Raw genomic sequence first — 18,626 nt, 5'->3', positions numbered from 1 at the left:
CCCGTGACCGGCGAGAGGGTTCCCCTCGAGGGTGAACGCTGAGTGAGCGTCAGCTCTCCAGGGGACGAGTGGTGTATGTCAGTTCGCAGTAGCCAAGATCCATGTGAGGGGATCGGCGGCCACCGTTGCGGCCTGGTTCACGCCCAGGTCACTCGCGCTGCCAACGCTCCTCACTGACCGCAAGCGCCGCCCGCCCGCAAGACCGCCAGCCTTCGCGTTCGCACTCGGGGAGACCGCCATGCATCCATCCCGTAGAACCGCAGCCTCGCACTTCGACCGCCGTACGTTCCTGGCCGCCGCGGGCGCCGTGACCACGGCCACCGGGCTGGGCCTCGCCCTGGGCACGGACGGGCCGGCCTCGGCCACCCCCGGCGACCCCACCCCCGCCCCGGCCGCCGCCGCGGGCACCCCCGCCGGGGCCCCGACGGACGCCGGCACCACCCTCGCCTCCGTCGCCGCGCCGCGCGGCAGCGGCGGCTACCGGCGGCTCGGCGACGGCCCCGGCTGGCCCAGGGTCGTACGCGCCGAGCTGGCCCAGGCGCAGAACGGGCGCGAGGACCGGCGGACGACGCTGGCCTCCTTCGTGCAGTTCACCGACCTGCATCTGACGGACGTACAGCATCCGCTGCGGTACGAGTTCTTCCGCGTCGGTGACGTGGGGGGCTGGCGGCCGCACGAGGCGCTGACCCTGCCGGGCGTGGTCTCGCTGGTCGAGCGGGTCAACAAGGTGCGCCGGGGGCCGGCCACCGGTGCCCCGTTCGGCTTCGTCATCACCACCGGCGACAACGGCGACGAGAACGCGAAGATCGAGGTGGAGTGGTTCCTCACCGCCCTCAGCGGCGGCCGGATGACTCCCAACACCGGCGACCCGCGCCACTACGAGGGCGTGCAGAACAGCGGCCTCAAGCAGTACTGGCACCCCGAGAGCGCCCTGCGCGACCGGGACAAGGAGGTCGGCTACCCCCGGATCGACGGCTACCTCGACGCCGCCTGCCGGCGGGTCACCAGCCCCGGCCTGAACATCCCCTGGTACTCCACCTTCGGCAACCACGACCTGCTCTCCGGCGGCTGCTACCCGGCGGTGGGCTCCTTCATCGCCGAGGTCTGCGTCGGCAACCGCAAGCTGCAGTACATCCCGGCCGCCGAGGCCAAATGGCTGATGCAGGGCGAGGTCGGCGGCGCCGACCCCAAGGGCAAGCGCATAGAGGCCATGCTCAAGTCGCACAAGAAGGACATGCGCACGGTCACCCCCGACCCACGCCGGGTGCCACTGACCGCGCGCCAGTACGTGGCCGCGCACCTCGACCCCCAGCACACCGGTCGCGGGCCCGTCGGCCACGGCTACACCCGCGCCAACCTCGACGCGGGCACCCTCTACTACACCTTCAAGGTGTCCGAGAAGGTCATCGGCATCAGCATCGACTCCACCGACCCCGGCGGCCACTACCAGGGCTCCCTGGGCACCTCCCAACTCGACTGGCTGGAGCGGACGCTGAAGGAGCACAAGGACCAGTACGCCCTGGTCTTCAGCCACCACCCCAGCTGGAGCATGAACAACATGACGCCCGACCCCGCCCACCCGGGGGAGAAGCGGCACGGCGGCGACGAGCTGATCGCCCTCCTCCAGCGCCACAACAACGTTCTGGCCTGGATCAACGGCCACAGCCACCGCAACCGCATCCGCCCCCGTGGCAGCTTCTGGGAGATCGCCACCGCCTCGCACGTCGACTACCCGCAGCTCGCCCGGATCATCGAGATCACGGACAACCACGACGGCACGATCTCCCTGTTCACCACGCTCATCGAATCGGCCGCTCCCTACAAGACCGACTTCCACGACCTCTCCCAGACCGGGCTCGCCTCCCTCTACCGGGAGCTGGCGTTCAACACGCCGGGCTCGGACACCTCGCTCGCGGGGGCGCCGACCGACCGCAACACCGAGCTGCTGCTCAGCCGGCGCTGACGGCTTGGCCGGCGGCCCCCGCGCCGCTCACCTCGGCAGGACGACGACGTACGCGCAGGGCTCGCGGTCGGCCGACGCCACCAGGGCGGTCCGGACGACCGCGGCCTGCTGCTCCAGGCCCTCGGCGTCCCGCAGCCGCTTGGGCGTGACGCGCACGACCGTGATGCCCAGCCGCTCCAAGTGCTCGCGCTTGCGGGCGTATTCGGACCACAGGGCGTCCTCCTCGGGGCGGGGCGCCCGCGCGTCGATCTCCAGGGCCACCGCGTGGTCGGGCCAGAAGGCGTCCACTCCCCCGAGGTACGGGCCGCCGGGCAGCCGCAGGTCGACGTTCCACAGCGGCGCGGGCAGCGCGTGCTCGCGCACCATGTCGTACAGCCTGCCCTCGGCCACGGACCGGCCCTCCGCCAGCAGCGCCTCCACGGCGTCCACGACGTGCGGCCGGCTCAGCAGCCGGGCCCGCGTCAGCTCGCGGACGACCGCCGTCGCCTCGGCGTGTCCGCCGCGCACGGCCTCGCTCAGCAGCCCCCGCACCATCTGCGCGTCGGTCAGCTGCGCCACGGTGTCGGCGACCGCACGGGCGACCGGGGCGACCGGCACCCCGGTCAGCAGCTGCGGGCGCGGCACGGTGTGCGCCCGTACCAGCCGTACGAACCCGTTCGAGCGCAGGCGGCGGGTGCGCGGCAGCAGGACGTCGATGTGGTCGAGCGAGAGCAGCGAGGGGACGCAGGTGAAGCGGTGCAGGGCGAGCGCGGCCGGGCCGGTGATCATCGCCTGGCCGTACGGGGCCGGCTCCGCGTCCCGTACGGAGGCGGGGCCGGGCTGCCGGGGCACCTGGGCCCGCGGGAGGGTGTACATGAGGGCGGCGTGCAGCCGCTCCTCACTGGTGGCGGGGCCGGTGTGGAGGAGGAAGACCCCGGGCAGCAGTCGCCGCCAGGGCCCGCCGGGACGGCAGCGCTCGGTGACGTCGGCCCCTGTGACGCCGTGCTCCCTCAACTGACGCGCCGTCATGACCCGGTGACGCACATCGGAGAGGTGGTACAGGGGGCGTGGGGAGAGGGGGGTGTTGGGGTTCATGCCCCCGCCATTCCCACTCCCCGCCCGCCCCCTAACCGCTGTTACGGGTCCGTCGACAATTCAGGACAACGCCGTTTTGAAACCTGGGGAATTGAAACGTACTGAAACCGTGTCCCGGACTTGAGTCGGCTGCCCTCAAGTCCCCTCAGCTCGTCTCAAGTCCCCTCGGCTCGCCGCAGCTTCCCTCAGCTCCCCGCGGCCGCGTCGCATGCCTGGGCGCGCAGGCCCCGCGCCAGGTCGTCGCGGGCCTCCAGGACCAGCCGGCGCAGCGCCGGGGCGGCGTCCTGGTGCGCGGCCAGCCAGGCGTCGGTGGCCTCCAGCGTCGGCCGGTCGCCCTGCAGCATGGGGAACAGGCCGCGGACGACCGCCATGGCGATCTCGATGGACCGCTCCCGCCACACGCGCTCGATCACCTCGAAGTAGCGCGGCGCGAAGGGCGCCAGCAGCTCCCGCTGGGACGGCTGGTCGAAGCCCGCGATGGTGGCCTCGGCCAGGGCGTTGGAGAGCGTGTCGGAGTCGACGACCGCGGCCCAGGCGTCGGCCTTGACCTCGGCGGACGGGCGGGCGGCCAGGCAGCGGACCTGGTGCCGCTTGCCGGAGGCGGTGTTGTCCCGGGCGAGCTCGGCGGCCAGCGCCGACTCGTCGGCGGCACCCCGGGCGGCGAGCGTCCCCAGGAAGGTCCAGCGCAGCTCCTGGTCCACCTCCAGCCCGTCGATCTTCCCGGCGCCGTCGAGGAGCCCGGACAGCAGCTGCAGGTCCCCTTCGGAGGCGGCGAGCTGGGCGAAGAACCGTGCCCACGCCAGCTGGTGGCCGCTGCCGGGCTCGGCCAGCCGCAGCTCGCGCAGGGCGCTCTGGGCGAGCTGCCGACCGCCCTCCTCGCGCCAGGCGGGGGCGGCGTAGTGCACGAGCGCGCCCGTGGCCCAGGTCTGCACCATCTGGAGGACGCCGATGTCGCTCTCGGCGCCGGCGAAGCGCTGCACCAGGTCCAGGTAGTCGCGGGTGGGCATCAGCCCGTCGCGGGTGAGGTTCCACAGGGCGGACCAGCACAGGGCGCGGGCGAGCGGGTCGGTGAGGTCGCCCAGGTGCTGGCGGAGGGTGTCCAGCGAGGCCTCGTCGAAGCGGATCTTGCAGTAGGTGAGGTCCTCGTCGTTGACGAGGATCAGCTCGGGCCGCTCGGCCCCGGCCAGTTCCGCGACCACCGTGCGGGGGCCGGTGACGTCGACCTCCGCGCGGGCGTAGCGCTCGAGCGCGCCGCCCGCCTCCTGCCGGCGGTACAGGCCCACGGCCACGCGGTGCGGGCGCAGCTCGGGGTGGGTCTCGGGCGCCTCCTGCAGGATGGCGAGCTCGGTGACGCGGTCGGAGGCGTCGTAGGTGGCCAGCGGCGTCAGCGAGTTGACCCCGGCCGTCTGCAGCCAGGACCGTGACCAGGCGGCCATGTCCCGGCCCGACGTCTCCTCCAGCACCGACAGCAGGTCGCCCAGGCGGGTGTTGCCGTAGGCGTGGCGCTTGAAGTAGCGGCGGGCGCCCTCGAGGAAGGCGTCGCGGCCGACGTAGGCGACGAGTTGCTTGAGGACGGAGGCGCCCTTGGCGTAGGTGATGCCGTCGAAGTTGAGCTTGGCGTCCTCCAGGTCGTGGATGTCGGCCGTGACGGGGTGCGTGGAGGGCAGCTGGTCGGCGCGGTAGGCCCAGGACTTGCGGTTGTTGGCGAAGGTGACCCAGGCGCCCGTGAACCGGGTCGCCTCGGCCAGCGAGAAGGCGCCCATGAAGTCCGCGAAGGACTCCTTGAGCCACAGGTCGTCCCACCACTCCATGGTCACCAGGTCGCCGAACCACATGTGCGCCATCTCGTGCAGGATGACGTTCGCCCGGCGCTCGTACGCCGCCCGCGTCACCTTGCCGCGGAAGACGAACTCCTCCCGGAAGGTCACACAGCCGGGGTTCTCCATGGCGCCGATGTTGTACTCCGGCACGAACGCCTGGTCGTACTTCCCGAAGGGGTACGGGTAGTCGAAGTGGTCGTGGAAGAAGTCCAGGCCCTGCTTGGTGACGGTGAAGATGTCGTCGGGGTCGAAGTGGCGGGCCAGGCCCTTGCGGCACAGCGCGCCCAGCGGGATCTCCAGCACGGTGCCGTCGTCGAAGGTGCGGCGGTAATGGTCGCGGACGACGTGGTACGGGCCGGCGACGACGGCGGTGATGTAGGTGGAGATGGGCCGGGTCGTCACGAACCGCCAGGTGGCGGAGGCGGCGTCGGAGGCCACCGGCACGCTCTCGCCGTCCTGTTCGCCGTTGCTGAGCACGGTCCAGGACGCGGGCGCGGTGACCGAGAAGGTGAAGGGGGCCTTGAGGTCGGGCTGCTCGAAGTTGGCGAAGACGCGGCGCGCGTCGGCGGGCTCGTACTGGGTGTAGAGGTAGACCTCGCCGTCCTCGGGGTCGGCGAAGCGGTGCATGCCCTCGCCGGTGCGGCTGTACGCGCACTGGGCGTCCACGGTCAGGACATTCTCGGCGGCGAGGTCCTCCAGGGCGATCCGGGCGCCGTCGAAGACGGTCTTCGCGTCCAGCTCGCGGCCGTTGAGAGTGACGGACGTCACAGCGGGCGCGACGAGGTCCGCGAAGGTGGCGGCGCCGGGCTCGGCGCAGCGGAAACGCACGGTGGTCACCGACCGGAACGTACGCGGCTCGGGGCCCGCTCCCACGGCGGAGCGCAGGTCGAGGGCCACGTCGTAGGAGTCCACGGACAGCAGGTGGGCCCGCTCCCGGGCCTCCTCACGGGTCAGGTTCTCACCGGGCACGACGCGGCTCCCTCGTGTTCGTCTCGTGTTTCGAATACCAGGAATCATGGCACGGGGGGTGCTTGTTGAATCACTGACTGTCCAGCTCGTCAGAGGAGATTCGCGTGACCGCGCAGAGAGTGACCGCCGACTTCTGGTTCGACCCCGCCTGCCCCTGGGCCTGGCTCACCTCACGCTGGATGCTGGAGGTGGAGAAGGTCCGTCCCGTGGACGTGCGCTGGCACGTCATGAGCCTCGCCGTGCTCAACGAGGACAAGCTCGACCAGGTGCCCGAGGAGTACCGGGAGTACCTGCGCACCGAGGCCTGGGGCCCGGTGCGGGTGTGCGTCGCGGCCGCGAAGGAGTTCGGCGACGAGGTGCTGGGCCGCCTCTACACCGCGATCGGCAGGCGCTTCCACAACGAGGGCCTGCCGCGCGACCGGGACACGATCCTGGCCGCGCTGGAGGAGGCGGGACTGCCGGCCCGTCTCGCGGACGCTGCGGACACCGACGCCCACGACCACGAGCTGCGCACCTCGCACAAGGAGGGCATCGACAAGGTGGGTGAGGAGGTCGGCACCCCGATCATCTCCGTGCCCGGCCCGCAGGGCACCGAGGTCGCCTTCTTCGGCCCGGTGGTCACCCCCGCCCCCAAGGGCGAGGCGGCGGCCCGCCTGTGGGACGGCACGCTGCTGGTGGCCGGCACGCCCGGCTTCTACGAGATCAAGAGGACGCGTACGCAGGGGCCGGTCTTCGACTGACGGGGCGGTCCGGGACGGCTGGGGGTCCGGGGGTCGTCCCCCGGGAGACTGCAGCAAGCGGACGCGTACGCAGGGGCCGGTCTTCGACTGAGTGGTCGTGGCTCGCCCGGCGGTGTCGACCTGCGGGCGGGGGCGGGGTCCATTAATGTCCCGGTATGGGCCAGACCGACCTCTCCCGGCCGCTCGGCCGTGACGGCGGCTGGGCCGAGGCCGAGCCGCCGTGCGGCAACGCGGCCCACGCGGAGCTGCCGGTACGCCCGTACGACCTGCTGACGCTGGCGCTGTGCCATGCGCTGCGGGGCGTGTGGGCACTGCTGGGGCTGCGGCGGGCGGCGGGCATGCTCCGTCATTACCTGCGCGGCACGGGTTCCCCGTACCGGGTGGACGCCGAGGAGCTGCTCGCCCTGCCGGCCGTGCGCTCGGCCGCCGCCGAGCAACTGGAGCGGTGGCGGGCCGAGGCCCTGGAGCGCTGGCGCGCCGGTCCGCGCGGTCCCGCCGCGTACCCGGCCGACAGCGGCTGGCGCGATGTGCTGATCACCCGCCGGGTCAGCACCGACTGGTGGCTTGCCCTGCGCTGCGCGGAGTTCCGCCTGACGGGCACCGTCCGGGTGGACGCGGAGGGCGGGGCGGCGGTGGACTACCGCTTCGCCGTGCAGAAGGCGTGGAACTTCGACCGGGGCGGGTCGGAGCTGGGGGTGCCGTTCACTCCGTTCGCCCGGCTGCACGAGACGGGGCTGGCGAGGGAGTTCACGGTCAAGGGCGAGGCGTTCGGCCACGCCTGACCGGGATGATGCAAGGAGAGGCCCCCGCGCGATCCGAACGCGCGGGGGCCTCTCCGTTCGCCCGCCGCGTGAAGGGTGAGAAGACGATCACGAGCAGGCTGTCAGGGGCGGATCAGGGCGCCAGGATGATGGAGCTGCCCTTTTCCTTGGCGGCGAGGTAGCGCGCGCTGACGTCCTGCCAGTTGACGACGGCCCACATGGCGTCGATGAAGTCGACCTTCTGGTTCTTGTACTGCAGGTAGAAGGCGTGCTCCCAGGCGTCGAAGACCAGGATCGGCACGGAGCCCTGGCCCACGTTGCCCTGGTGGTCGTAGACCTGCTCGACGATCAGGCGGCCGCTGATCGGCTCGTAGGCGAGCACGCCCCAGCCGGAGCCCTGCGTGGTGGCGGACGCCTTGGTCAGCTGCGCCTTGAACTTGGCGAAGGAGCCGAAGGACTCGGCGATGGCGTCCGCGAGCTCGCCCACGCCGTCCTTGTCGAGGGGCTCGCCGCCGCCGTCACCGGTCATGTTCTGCCAGTAGATGCTGTGCAGGATGTGGCCGGAGAGGTGGAAGGCCAGGTTCTTCTCGAGGCCGTTGATGGCCCCCCACTGGTCCTTGTCCCGCGCCTCGGCGAGCTGCTCGAGCGTGTCGTTCGCGCCCTTGACGTACGCCGCGTGGTGCTTGTCGTGGTGCAGCTCGATGATCTTCGCGTCGATGACGGGCTGCAGAGCCGCGTAATCGTACGGAAGTTCGGGAAGTGTGTAGATGGCCATGCCGAGCCCTCCGACTGCTTATTGCAATTAACTTGCAGGTAAACGCTACCAGCACGTGCATCTGAAAAGCGGTCATGGGGGTACGCCTCGGTCGAAAGTCGGAGGCGGCCTCGGTCCTGAAGATCAGGACCACTGCTCAGCCGTCAGCGTACGGACCGCCACGCAAAGCGACGGCGTGGAAGGATGGCCCGAAGTCGCGACATTGCGGAACGCTAAGGAGATGCCCCGGTGCCCGGAACGAACCTGACCCGTGAAGAGGCGCAGCAGCGGGCGCGGCTGCTCGCCGTGGACGCGTACGAGATCGACCTCGACCTCTCCGGCGCGCAGGAGGGCGGCACGTACCGGTCCGTGACCACGGTGCGCTTCGAGGCCGCCGAGGCGGGCGAGTCGTTCATCGACCTGGTGGCGCCGACCGTGCACGAGGTCGTGCTGAACGGGACCGCGCTCACCCCGGCCGACGTCTTCAAGGACAGCCGCATCGCGCTGCCCGGCCTGGTGGCGGGGCGCAACGAACTGAAGGTCGTCGCCGACTGCGCGTACACCAACACGGGCGAGGGCCTGCACCGTTTCGTGGACCCGGTCGACGACCAGGCGTACCTCTACACCCAGTTCGAGGTGCCGGACGCCCGTCGCGTCTTCGCCTCCTTCGAGCAGCCGGACCTGAAGGCGACGTTCCAGTTCACGGTGAAGGCCCCCGAGGGCTGGACCGTGATCTCCAACTCGCCGACGCCCGAGCGCCCCGCCGACAACATCTGGCGCTTCGAGCCCACGCCCCGCATCTCCACGTACATCACCGCGCTGATCGCCGGCCCCTACCACTCGGTGCACAGCTCGTACGAGAAGGACGGGCAGAGCGTCCCGCTGGGCATCTACTGCCGTCCCTCGCTCGCCGAGTTCCTCGACGCCGACGCGATCTTCGAGGTCACGCGGCAGGGCTTCGACTGGTTCCAGGAGAAGTTCGACTACGCCTACCCCTTCGCCAAGTACGACCAGCTGTTCGTGCCGGAGTTCAACGCGGGCGCGATGGAGAACGCGGGCGCGGTCACCATCCGCGACCAGTACGTCTTCCGCTCGAAGGTCACCGACGCCGCGTACGAGGTGCGCGCGGAGACCATCCTGCACGAGCTGGCGCACATGTGGTTCGGCGACCTGGTCACCATGGAGTGGTGGAACGACCTGTGGCTGAACGAGTCGTTCGCCACGTACACCTCCATCGCCTGCCAGGCGTACGCGCCCGGCAGCAAGTGGCCCCACTCGTGGACGACCTTCGCCAACTCCATGAAGACGTGGGCCTACCGGCAGGACCAGCTGCCCTCCACGCACCCGATCATGGCGGACATCCGCGACCTGGACGACGTGCTCGTCAACTTCGACGGCATCACGTACGCCAAGGGCGCCTCCGTCCTCAAGCAGCTCGTCGCCTACGTGGGCATGGACGAGTTCTTCACCGGCGTCCAGGCGTACTTCAAGGCGCACGCCTTCGGCAACACCCGCCTGTCCGACCTGCTGGGCGCGCTGGAGAAGACCTCCGGCCGTGACCTGAAGGCCTGGTCGAAGGCGTGGCTGGAGACGGCCGGCATCAACATCCTGCGCCCCGAGATCACCACGGACGCCGCCGGCGTCATCACCGCCTTCGCCGTCAAGCAGGAGGCCCCCGCGCTGCCCGCCGGCGCCAAGGGCGAGCCGACCCTGCGCCCGCACCGCATCGCGATCGGCCTGTACGAGCTCGAGAACGGCAAGCTGGTCCGCAAGGACCGCGTCGAGCTGGACGTCGACGGCGCGCTGACGGAGGTTCCGCAGCTGGTCGGCCGGGCCCGCCCGGCGGTCGTGCTGCTCAACGACGACGACCTGTCGTACGCCAAGGTGCGCCTGGACGCCGAGTCCCTGGCGACGGTCACCCAGCACCTGGGCGACTTCACCGAGTCCCTCCCCCGCGCCCTGTGCTGGGCCTCCGCCTGGGACATGACCCGCGACGGCGAGCTGGCCACCCGCGACTACCTGGACCTGGTGCTCTCGGGCATCACCAAGGAGTCCGACATCGGCGTCGTGCAGTCGCTGCAGCGCCAGGTGAAGACGGCCATCGACCTGTACGCGGCGCCCACGTGGCGCGAGATCGGTCTGGCGAAGTGGACCGAGGCCACGCTGGAGCAGCTGCACGCGGCCGAGCCGGGCAGCGACCACCAGCTGGCGTGGGCCCGTGCCTTCGCCGCCACCGCCCGCACCGACGAGCAGCTCGACCTGCTGGCCGCGCTGCTGGACGGCAGCCGGTCCGTCGAGGGCCTGAAGATCGACACCGAGCTGCGCTGGGACCTGCTCGGCCGTCTCGCGGCGACGGGCCGCGCGGACGAGAAGGCCATCGCCGCCGAGCTGGAGCGCGACAAGACCTCCGCGGGCGAGGAGCACGCCGCCTGGGCGCGCGCCGCACGGCCGACGGCCGAGGCGAAGGCCGAGGCGTGGGCCTCGGTCATCGACTCCGACAAGCTGCCCAACGCGGTGCAGGAGTCGGTCATCAGCGGCTTCCAGCAGACCGACCAGCGCGAGCTGCTCGCCCCCTACGCCGAGAAGTACTTCGCGGTGGTCAAGGACGTCTGGAGCAAGCGCAGCCACGAGATGGCCCAGCAGATCGCGGTCGGCCTCTACCCGGCCCTGCAGGTCTCCCAGGCCACCCTGGACGCCACGGACGCCTGGCTGGCCTCGGCCGAGCCGAACGCGGCGCTGCGGCGGCTGGTGACGGAGTCCCGTGCCGGGGTCGAGCGTGCGCTGAAGGCGCAGGCGGCGGACGCGGCGGCGGCCGTCTGAGACCACGCATGAGGGCGCCCCGGACCATCCGGTCCGGGGCGCCCTCGGCGTTTTTCAGGCCTTCTCCGCCCGGGCCCGCCGACGGGCCAGCAGCGCCTCGCGCTTCTCGTCGAACTTCCTCGCCTGGTCGTCGAGGCCGCCCATGAACATCCCGAGCTCCTCCTGGGCGCGCAGCCCCTCCGGGCCCAGGCCGGTGATCTCGAGGACCTTCAGGAAGCGCAGCACCGGCTGGAGCACGTCGTCGTGGTGGATGCGCAGGTTGTAGATGCCGCCGATGGCCATCTGCGCGGCGGCCCGCTCGAAGCCGGGGATGCCGTGGCCGGGCATCCGGAAGCCGACCACCACGTCGCGTACCGCGCACATCGTCTGGTCGGCCGCCAGCTCGAAGGCCTTCCCCAGCAGGTTGCGGTAGAAGACCATGTGCAGGTTCTCGTCCGTGGCGATGCGGGCGAGCATGCGGTCGCAGACCGGGTCACCGGAGTTGTGGCCGGTGTTGCGGTGCGAGATGCGGGTGGCCAGCTCCTGGAAGGCGACGTAGGCCACCGAGTGCAGCATGCTGTGCCGGTTGTCGGACTCGAACCCCTCCGACATGTGCTGCATCCGGAACCGCTCCAGGGCGACCGGGTCCACGGCGCGTGAGGTGAGCAGGTAGTCCCGCATCACGATGCCGTGCCGCCCCTCCTCCGCGGTCCAGCGGTGCACCCACGTCCCCCAGGCGCCGTCGCGGCCGAAGAGGGAGGCGATCTCGTGGTGGTAGCTGGGGAGGTTGTCCTCGGTCAGCAGGTTGACGATCAGGGCGGTGCGCCCGATGTCCGAGACCTTCGACTGCTCGGGCGCCCAGGGCTCGCCGCCCATGACGCCGTCGAAGTTACGGCCGTCGCTCCACGGCACGTACTCGTGCGGCATCCATTCCTTGGCCACCTTCAGGTGCCGGTTCAGCTCGGTCTCGACGACCTCTTCGAGTGCGTACAGCAGGCGACTGTCGCTCCATGCGGCCTGGCCGGCGTGGGAGGGGGCGATGGTCACGGGCAGCTCCTGGGGCGATCATTACCTACGGCTCCGTAGGTTACGACACCGTAGGTTAATGGTGGGACAAACACCAAAGGCCGGTGGCCCATACACCGAAATGGGCAGCAAAAAAGCCGGCACCCGAAGGTGCCGGCTTTGGGGACTGCGGTCAGACGAGCGGCGTCACCGCGCGGTGCGCGGGTAGTGCGTGTCGTGCGTGCGCTTGTTGTCGGAGTTCTTGGCGAGGACCATGGTCAGGCCCGTGATCACCAGGAAGAGGACGATCGGCGCGACCACGTAGAGACCGAGCGTGTTGATCGCGCTCAGGCCGGGGCCCGGGTCGTCGCCGTCGTCGCGGGTGAGCGCGAACGCGGGGGACGACATCAGCAGCATCAGCAGCGTGCCCACGGAGATGGCACCGGCACGCACGGCGTTCTTGTTGACCTTATTGCTCACGGCCTCAACGTATCGGACACCCGCCGGACCCGCGCGCCCGGGGTCACCTATCCGCGTCATACCCGCCTCACCGCCGGTCGCCGGGCGCCCTAGCCCCCCTCCCTCTGCTCCCTCTGCCCCATCAGCTCCATCAGCCCGTGCAGCCGGGGCGAGGCGGCCAGCTCCTCCAGCGACAGGGGCCGCCCCGAGGCGTCGGCGACGGGCAGCCGCCAGTTCGGGTACTGGTCCCACGTGCCCGGCAGGTTCTGGGGCCGCCGGTCCCCCACCGCGTCCGGCAGCCAGACACCGATCATCGCGGCGGGCGTACGCAGCAGGAAGCGGTGCACGGCCTTGACCGCCGCCTCCTCGTCGCCCGGCCCCTCCGGGAGCAGCCCCAGCCGCCCGAAGAGGGCCAGCCACTGCGCGACCCCCATGGCGTCCTCCCGCTGCTCCTCCTCCAGCGGGCGGGTGAGCAGCCCCAGCCGGTGCCGCAGCTCGACGTGGTCGCCGGTGAGCCGGGCGGCGGTGCTCGGCAGGTCATGGGTCGTGGCGGTGGCCAGGCAACCGGAACGCCAGCGCCCGGGCTCCAGCGGCTCGGGCTGCCCGCCACCGGCCTCCCCGGCCCCCCCGGTCTCGTAGTCGCGCTCGAACCACAGCACCGAGGTGCCGAGCACCCCGCGCTCGGCGAGCGTCTCGCGCACCCCGGGCTCGACCGTGCCCAGGTCCTCGCCTATGACGGCGGCGCCCGCGCGGTGCGCCTCCAGGGCCAGCACGCCGAGCATGGCCTCGGCGTCGTAGCGCACGTAGGCGCCGCGCCTGGGCTCGTACCCCTGGGGCACCCACCAGAGCCGGAACAGCCCCATCACATGGTCGATCCGCAGCGCTCCCGCGTGCCGCAGCAGCCCGCGCAGCAGCTCGCGGTACGGGGCGTAGCCGGTGGCGGCGAGGGCGTCGGGGCGCCAGGGCGGCAGGCCCCAGTCCTGGCCCCGGGCGTTGAAGGCGTCGGGCGGGGCGCCGATCGACATGCCGGCGGCGAAGGCGTCCTGCTGAGCCCAGGCGTCGGCGCCGGAGGGGTGGACCCCGACGGCCAGGTCGTGGACGAGGCCCACGCGCATGCCGGCCTCGAGGGCCGCCCGCTGGGCCGCGGCCAGCTGCTGGTCGGTGAGCCAGGCCAGCCAGCAGTGGAAGTCGACCCTCTCCAGCAGCTCGCCGCGGGCGCGGGCGGTGCGCACCGAGCGCGGGTCCCGCAGGCCCGCGGGCCAGGCCCGCCAGTCCGGGCCGTGCACCTCGGCCAGGGCGCACCAGGTGGAGTGGTCGTCGAGCGCCTGGCCCTGTTCGGCGAGGAAGTCGCCGTAGGCCGCCCGGCGGCCCGGGCTCTGCGGCACGGCGCGCACCAGCTCCAGAGCCTGCCGCTTGAGGTCCCAGACGGCGTCGCGGTCGATCAGCTCGCCGCGGCGCAGCACGGCCTCGCGCAGGGCGGCTGCGCGGTCCAGGAGTGCGCCGGCCTGTTCGCGGGCGGGCCCGGTGAGGTAGGCGAACTCGGGGATCTCCTCGACCCGCAGGTGGACCGGGTCGGGGAAGCGCCGGGAGGAGGGGCGGTAGGGCGAGGGGTCGGTGGGCGGCCCGGGCACGGCCGCGTGCAGGGGGTTGACCTGGACGAAGTCCGAGCCGAAGGTGCGGCCCGACCAGGCGGCGAGCTCGGCGAGGTCGGCGAGGTCGCCCATGCCCCAGGAGCGGGCGGACAGCAGGGAGTAGAGCTGAACGAGGAAGCCATGGCCGCGCCCGGGGGGCGCGGGGATCCGGCCGGGCGCGACGATCAGGCGCGCGCTGCCGGACCGCCCGTCGGGGGCCTGGGCGCGCAGGACGTGGCTGCCCAGCGGGAGCGGCCCGGCGTCGGCGTGCTGCCCGGCGGGCCGGCGCAGGGTGCGGCCGTCCTCGGTGTCGACGCACAGCAGCGTGCCCTCGGGGAGCTCCGGCAGGCTCTGCCCGGCACCCTCGCGCAGCACCACCGTCGCCGGCAGCAACCGGCCCCGCGCCGCCGTCTCGTGGGCCGCCAGCGCGTCCTGGACGGCCCGGGGGGTGGAGGCGTCGACGCCCAGGGCGGCGAGGACCGCGACGACGGTGTCCTCGGGCACCCGCACGGGCCGGCCCGGCGCGGGCTCGTAGACGGTGGCGACACCGTGCAGTTCGGCGAGGCGCGCTCTGCCCATCGATACCTCCGTGGTCGCCCCCGTGCCGAATGCCTCTGCCCTACCCATGTGCCGCGGCGGTCGACACCTTGCGTTCCCCGATGTCGATTTGGCGTCTCTTCAGGGGACATCCCGACCGATTCCGCTTCCTCCGCGCTCCCCGTCACGCGGGGCATTACCGGCAGTTCGGTCAGCCGCGTTGACACGCTCCGCGCCTGGTGATGGGCTCGTCGCCCACGGGAGCGACACCTGGGGGCAGGGCACCTGGGGGCGAGGAGAGGGCCGTGCGGTTCCTGGGCGAGGACCCCTCGTACGGAGGCTGCGGAAGCGACGGCGCGAGCGGCGCCGATGCGCACGGGACGAGCGGGTGGCCCGGCCGTGCGGTCGGCACCGGCAGCCTGGGCCGCCCGGGCGGCGGGCGCCGGCGGGCCGGAGTCACCGTCCTGGCCGCCGCCCTCCTCGGCGGGCTGCTCGGCGGCACCGACGCCCTCGCCGACCCCCGCCCGGGCGACGCCGCCTCCGCCGCCACCGGCTCGCCCGGCGCCCCGGACCGCGAGGACGCCGGCGGCCTGCCGCCCGTGTGGCCACGCCCCCAGTCGGCGCGGGCCCAGGGCGCGTACGCCCGGGTGGGTGACGAGGTCACCGTGATGGCCGAGCAGGGCACCGACCCCCACACGATCGAGGCGCTGCGCGGAATCCTGCGCGGCGCGGGCGCCCGCAGGGTCGTGGACGCCCAGCCCGGCGGCACCCCGCCGCCGGACGGTCTGATCGTCTACGCGGGCGGCCGGGCGGCCGAGGACGCCCTGCGCTCGCTGGAAGCCCCGGCCGCGGACGACCTGCCGCGGGGCGGCTACCGCCTGGCCACCGGGGTCCTCGAGGGCCGGCCGGTCGTGGCGCTGGCCGGGCCGGACGCGGAGGGCCTCTTCCACGCGGCGCAGACGCTGCGGCAGCTGGTGGTGGAGCGCGAGGGGGGCCACGCCTTCGCGGGGGCGGTGATCCGCGACTGGCCGGGCACGGCGGTGCGCGGGCTGACCGAGGGCTTCTACGGCCGGCCCTGGTCGCACGAGCAGCGGCTGGCCCAGCTGGACTTCATGGGCCGCACGAAGCAGAACCGCTATCTCTACGCGCCGGGCGACGACCTCTACCGCCAGGCCCGCTGGCGCGACCCCTACCCCCCGGCCCAGCGGGCCGCGTTCCGGGAGCTGGCCGAGCGCGCCCGCCGCAACCACGTCACGCTCGGCTGGGCCGTCTCGCCCGGGCAGGCGATGTGCTTCTCCTCCGCGTCCGACGTACGGGCGCTCCAGCGCAAGGCCGACGCGATGTGGGCGCTGGGGGTGCGCGCCTTCCAGCTGCAGTTCCAGGACGTCAGCTACAGCGAGTGGCACTGCGACGCGGACGCGGAGAAGTTCGGCTCCGGGCCGAAGGCGGCGGCCAGGGCCCAGGCGGCGGTCGCGGGCGCGCTGGCCGAGCACCTGGCCGGCAAGGGCCCGGAGGCGGCCCCGCTGTCGCTGCTGCCCACCGAGTACTACCAGGACGGGCGCACCGCCTTCCGGCGGGCGCTGGCCGAGGCGCTCGACCCGCGCGTGGAGGTGGCGTGGACGGGCGTGGGGGTGGTGCCCAAGACCATCACCGGCGGCGAACTGGCCGCCGCCCGGGAGGCGTTCGGCCACCCGTTGATGACCATGGACAACTATCCGGTCAACGACTACGCGCAGGACCGTATCTTCCTCGGCCCCTACACCGGCCGGGAACCGGCGGTGGCCACCGGCTCGACCGCCCTGCTCGCCAACGCCGCCGCGCAGCCCACCGCTTCCCGCATCCCGCTGTTCACGGCCGCCGACTACGCCTGGAACCCGCGCGGCTACCGCCCCGAGGAGTCCTGGCGGGCGGCGGTCGACGATCTCGCGGGCCGGGACGCCACGGACAAGGCGCTCGCGAAGGCCCCCGGGAGCGCGGCCACCCGTCAGGCGCTGCTGGCCCTGGCCGGCAACGACGCCTCCTCGGTGCTGGGCGGCGAGGAGTCGGCCTATCTGCGGCCGCTGCTGGACGACTTCCGTACGGCCCAGTCCACGGCGGACCCGGCGCGGCTGGCCGAGGCCGCGGACCGGCTGCGCGCCGCGTTCCGCACCATGGCCGACGCCCCGGGCAGGCTCGCGCCCCTGCTGGGGGACGAGGTACGGCCGTGGCTGGAGCAGCTGGGGCGGCACGGCGAGGCGGGCGTGCGCGCCGTGGACATGCTCACCGCGCAGGCGCACGGCGACGGCGCGGCGGCCTGGCGGGCCCAGCTGGACGTGCAGCGGCTGCGCGAGCGGATCGCGCAGGGCCGGGCGACCGTCGGCAAGGGCGTCCTGACCCCCTTCCTCGACGAGGCCCTGGCCCGGGCGAACGGCTGGACCGGCATCGACCGGCCGCTGCGCACGGCCGGCGGGGCCACCGACGGCGATCCCGCCACCGCGGTGCTCCCGCGCCCGGGCTCGCCCCTGGCCGTACGCCTGCCCGAGCCGCATCCGCTGACCGTCGTGACCCTGCTCACCGCGCCCGCGCCCGGGGTGCGCGGCACGGTCGAGGCCCATGACGCGGACGGCCGCTGGCGGCCGCTGGGGGCGGTGTCGGGCAGCGGCTGGACGCAGGTGCCGGGCCAGGGGGTACGGGCCGACGCGCTGCGCGTGGTCTGGGACGGCGGCGGCGCGCCGCCCGCCGTGCACGAGATCAGCCCGTGGTTCGCCGACACCCCGACCGCCGACGTCGAGCTCACCGCCCGGGAAGCGGACGCGGAGATCGGCGGCCGGCCGGCGACCGTCGGGGTACGCATGATCAACCGGCGCCCGGAGACGGTCCGTGAGCGGCTGACCGTCCGGGCGCCGCGGGGCGTCACCGTCCGGGCCCCGGCCGAGCTCACCGTGGCGCGCGGCGGCGTGGCCACCGCCCGGATCGAGCTGACGGTGCCGGCGGGCACGCCGGCCGGGGTCTTCACCGTGCCGGTCGTCCTGGCCGGACAGGAGCGGACTGTGACCGTACGGGCCTATCCGCCTTCCGGGGGGCCCAACCTGGCGCGTGGGGCCCGGGCGACGGCCTCGGGCCAGGAAGCCGCCCGCTTCCCGGCCTCGGCGGCGATCGACGGCGACCCGCGCACCCGCTGGTCCTCGCCGCACGCCGACGACGCCTGGTGGCAGCTGGAGCTGGCCCGCCCGGTCCGGCTGGGCCGCCTGGTGCTGCACTGGCAGGAGGCACACCCCGTCCGCTACCGGGTCCAGGTCTCAGCGGACGGCCGCACCTGGCGGGACGCGGCGGCGGTCACCGGCGGCAAGGGCGGTGTGGAGTCCGTGCGCATGGACGCGCCGGACGTGCGCTTCGTACGCGTCCAGGGCGAGCAGCGGGCCACACGCTTCGGCTACTCACTGTGGGAGGTCGAGGCGTACGCCGTGCGGGAGCGCGCCTCGGGCCCGTCCGGCACATGAGGAGCGGAGCCCCGGGCCATCACCCGGGTACGCGCACGTACCCGGGAACGGCGATGGCCCGGAGGGCTCAGGCGGAAATGCCGTCGATCCGGGCCATCGCGTCCTCCGCGCCGTATGCCTGCAAATACGGCAGCCAGCGCGGATCCCTATGGCCCGTGCCGATGATCCGCCATGCCAGGCCTGACGGCGGTGCCGGCTGATGGCGCAGCCGCCAGCCCAGCTCGGAGACGTGCCGGTCGGCCTTGACGTGATTGCAGCGGCGGCACGCCGCCACCACGTTCTCCCAGGCGTGCTGGCCGCCGCGGCTGCGCGGGACGACGTGATCGACGCTGGTTGCGACGCCACCGCAGTACGCGCAGCGCCCGCCGTCCCGGGCGAACAGGGCGCGGCGGGTGAGCGGGACGGGGCCCCGAAAGGGCACCCTCACGAAGCGCTTCAGGCGGACGACGCTGGGGGCGGGGATGGTACAGGTCGCGCTGTGCAGATAGGCGCCGGAGTCCTCGAGGCTGATGGCCTTCTCATTGAGGACGAGTATGAGCGCGCGGCGGAGCGGTACGACGCCGAGCGGCTCGTACGACGCGTTGAGGACCAGGACATGCGGCACGGGTGCCTCCTTGTACGCCGGCGGCGCGTGG

The 18,626-nt window shown here is 72.9% G+C and carries 12 protein-coding genes; 5 read left to right on the top strand and 7 right to left on the bottom strand.

Going from position 1 to position 18,626, the window contains the following annotated elements; genetic code table 11:
* Positions 1-238: 238 nt before the first annotated feature.
* A complete protein-coding gene (locus ABZ956_RS16935) occupies positions 239-1,963 on the top strand; it encodes a TIGR03767 family metallophosphoesterase (protein ID WP_361893453.1) in 1,725 nt (574 codons plus the stop codon).
* Between the two features lie 27 nt (positions 1,964-1,990).
* Here ABZ956_RS16935 and ABZ956_RS16930 read toward each other — a convergent pair whose 3' ends face one another.
* Positions 1,991-3,037, bottom strand: coding sequence for a hypothetical protein (locus ABZ956_RS16930; RefSeq protein WP_361893451.1), 1,047 nt, complete (start codon positions 3,035-3,037; stop codon positions 1,991-1,993).
* Between the two features lie 185 nt (positions 3,038-3,222).
* Positions 3,223-5,826, bottom strand: a complete 2,604-nt coding sequence (pepN, locus tag ABZ956_RS16925) for an aminopeptidase N (protein WP_361893448.1) — start codon at positions 5,824-5,826, stop codon at positions 3,223-3,225.
* Positions 5,827-5,930: 104 nt separating this feature from the next.
* Between pepN (ABZ956_RS16925) and ABZ956_RS16920 the strand changes: the two genes are divergently transcribed.
* Complete coding sequence (locus ABZ956_RS16920) at positions 5,931-6,566, top strand: DsbA family protein (protein WP_361893446.1); 636 nt, start codon at positions 5,931-5,933, stop codon at positions 6,564-6,566.
* Between the two features lie 155 nt (positions 6,567-6,721).
* The gene (locus ABZ956_RS16915) at positions 6,722-7,348 is read left to right on the top strand and encodes a hypothetical protein (RefSeq protein ID WP_361893443.1); all 627 of its coding nucleotides are present in this window, start codon (positions 6,722-6,724) and stop codon (positions 7,346-7,348) included.
* A 112-nt stretch (positions 7,349-7,460) separates the two neighbouring features.
* On the opposite strand, the gene ABZ956_RS16910 is transcribed toward ABZ956_RS16915, so the two are convergent.
* Positions 7,461-8,102: a superoxide dismutase gene (locus ABZ956_RS16910; protein ID WP_361893440.1), complete on the bottom strand. Its 642-nt coding sequence runs from the start codon at positions 8,100-8,102 to the stop codon at positions 7,461-7,463.
* A 228-nt stretch (positions 8,103-8,330) separates the two neighbouring features.
* Here ABZ956_RS16910 and pepN (ABZ956_RS16905) point away from each other — a divergent pair, with 228 nt between their 5' ends.
* Positions 8,331-10,901: an aminopeptidase N gene (gene pepN / locus ABZ956_RS16905; protein ID WP_361893437.1), complete on the top strand. Its 2,571-nt coding sequence runs from the start codon at positions 8,331-8,333 to the stop codon at positions 10,899-10,901.
* Between the two features lie 54 nt (positions 10,902-10,955).
* Here the strand turns inward: pepN (ABZ956_RS16905) and ABZ956_RS16900 are convergent, their stop codons facing one another.
* From ABZ956_RS16900 to malQ, 3 genes are all read right to left on the bottom strand, one after another.
* Entirely contained in the window at positions 10,956-11,927 is a 972-nt protein-coding gene (locus ABZ956_RS16900) for an acyl-ACP desaturase (RefSeq protein ID WP_361893434.1), read from the bottom strand.
* A 165-nt stretch (positions 11,928-12,092) separates the two neighbouring features.
* Positions 12,093-12,365, bottom strand: a complete 273-nt coding sequence (locus ABZ956_RS16895) for a hypothetical protein (RefSeq protein ID WP_361893432.1) — start codon at positions 12,363-12,365, stop codon at positions 12,093-12,095.
* An 89-nt stretch (positions 12,366-12,454) separates the two neighbouring features.
* A complete protein-coding gene (gene malQ / locus ABZ956_RS16890) occupies positions 12,455-14,554 on the bottom strand; it encodes a 4-alpha-glucanotransferase (protein WP_361893429.1) in 2,100 nt (699 codons plus the stop codon).
* A 263-nt stretch (positions 14,555-14,817) separates the two neighbouring features.
* Here malQ and ABZ956_RS16885 point away from each other — a divergent pair, with 263 nt between their 5' ends.
* Complete coding sequence (locus ABZ956_RS16885; protein ID WP_361893427.1) at positions 14,818-17,991, top strand: beta-N-acetylglucosaminidase domain-containing protein; 3,174 nt, start codon at positions 14,818-14,820, stop codon at positions 17,989-17,991.
* 67 nt (positions 17,992-18,058) lie between these two features.
* Here ABZ956_RS16885 and ABZ956_RS16880 read toward each other — a convergent pair whose 3' ends face one another.
* Complete coding sequence (locus ABZ956_RS16880) at positions 18,059-18,595, bottom strand: HNH endonuclease (protein ID WP_071964240.1); 537 nt, start codon at positions 18,593-18,595, stop codon at positions 18,059-18,061.
* Between the last annotated feature and the right edge of the window lie 31 nt (positions 18,596-18,626).

It is taken from the genome of Streptomyces sp. NPDC046261 (assembly GCF_040646235.1).
GTDB lineage: Bacteria > Actinomycetota > Actinomycetes > Streptomycetales > Streptomycetaceae > Streptomyces.
Note: the sequence above shows the minus strand (reverse complement) of the source record. Positions and strands in the feature narration are given on the sequence as shown.

Excerpts from the sequence above, each read along its gene's own strand:
- ABZ956_RS16935 (WP_361893453.1), top strand. The coding sequence starts at position 239 with ATGCATCCATCCCGTAGAACCGCAGCCTCGCACTTCGACCGCCGTACG.
- ABZ956_RS16930 (WP_361893451.1), bottom strand. The coding sequence starts at position 3,037 with ATGAACCCCAACACCCCCCTCTCCCCACGCCCCCTGTACCACCTCTCC.
- ABZ956_RS16915 (WP_361893443.1), top strand. The coding sequence starts at position 6,722 with ATGGGCCAGACCGACCTCTCCCGGCCGCTCGGCCGTGACGGCGGCTGG.
- ABZ956_RS16910 (WP_361893440.1), bottom strand. The coding sequence starts at position 8,102 with ATGGCCATCTACACACTTCCCGAACTTCCGTACGATTACGCGGCTCTG.
- malQ (WP_361893429.1), bottom strand. The coding sequence starts at position 14,554 with ATGGGCAGAGCGCGCCTCGCCGAACTGCACGGTGTCGCCACCGTCTAC.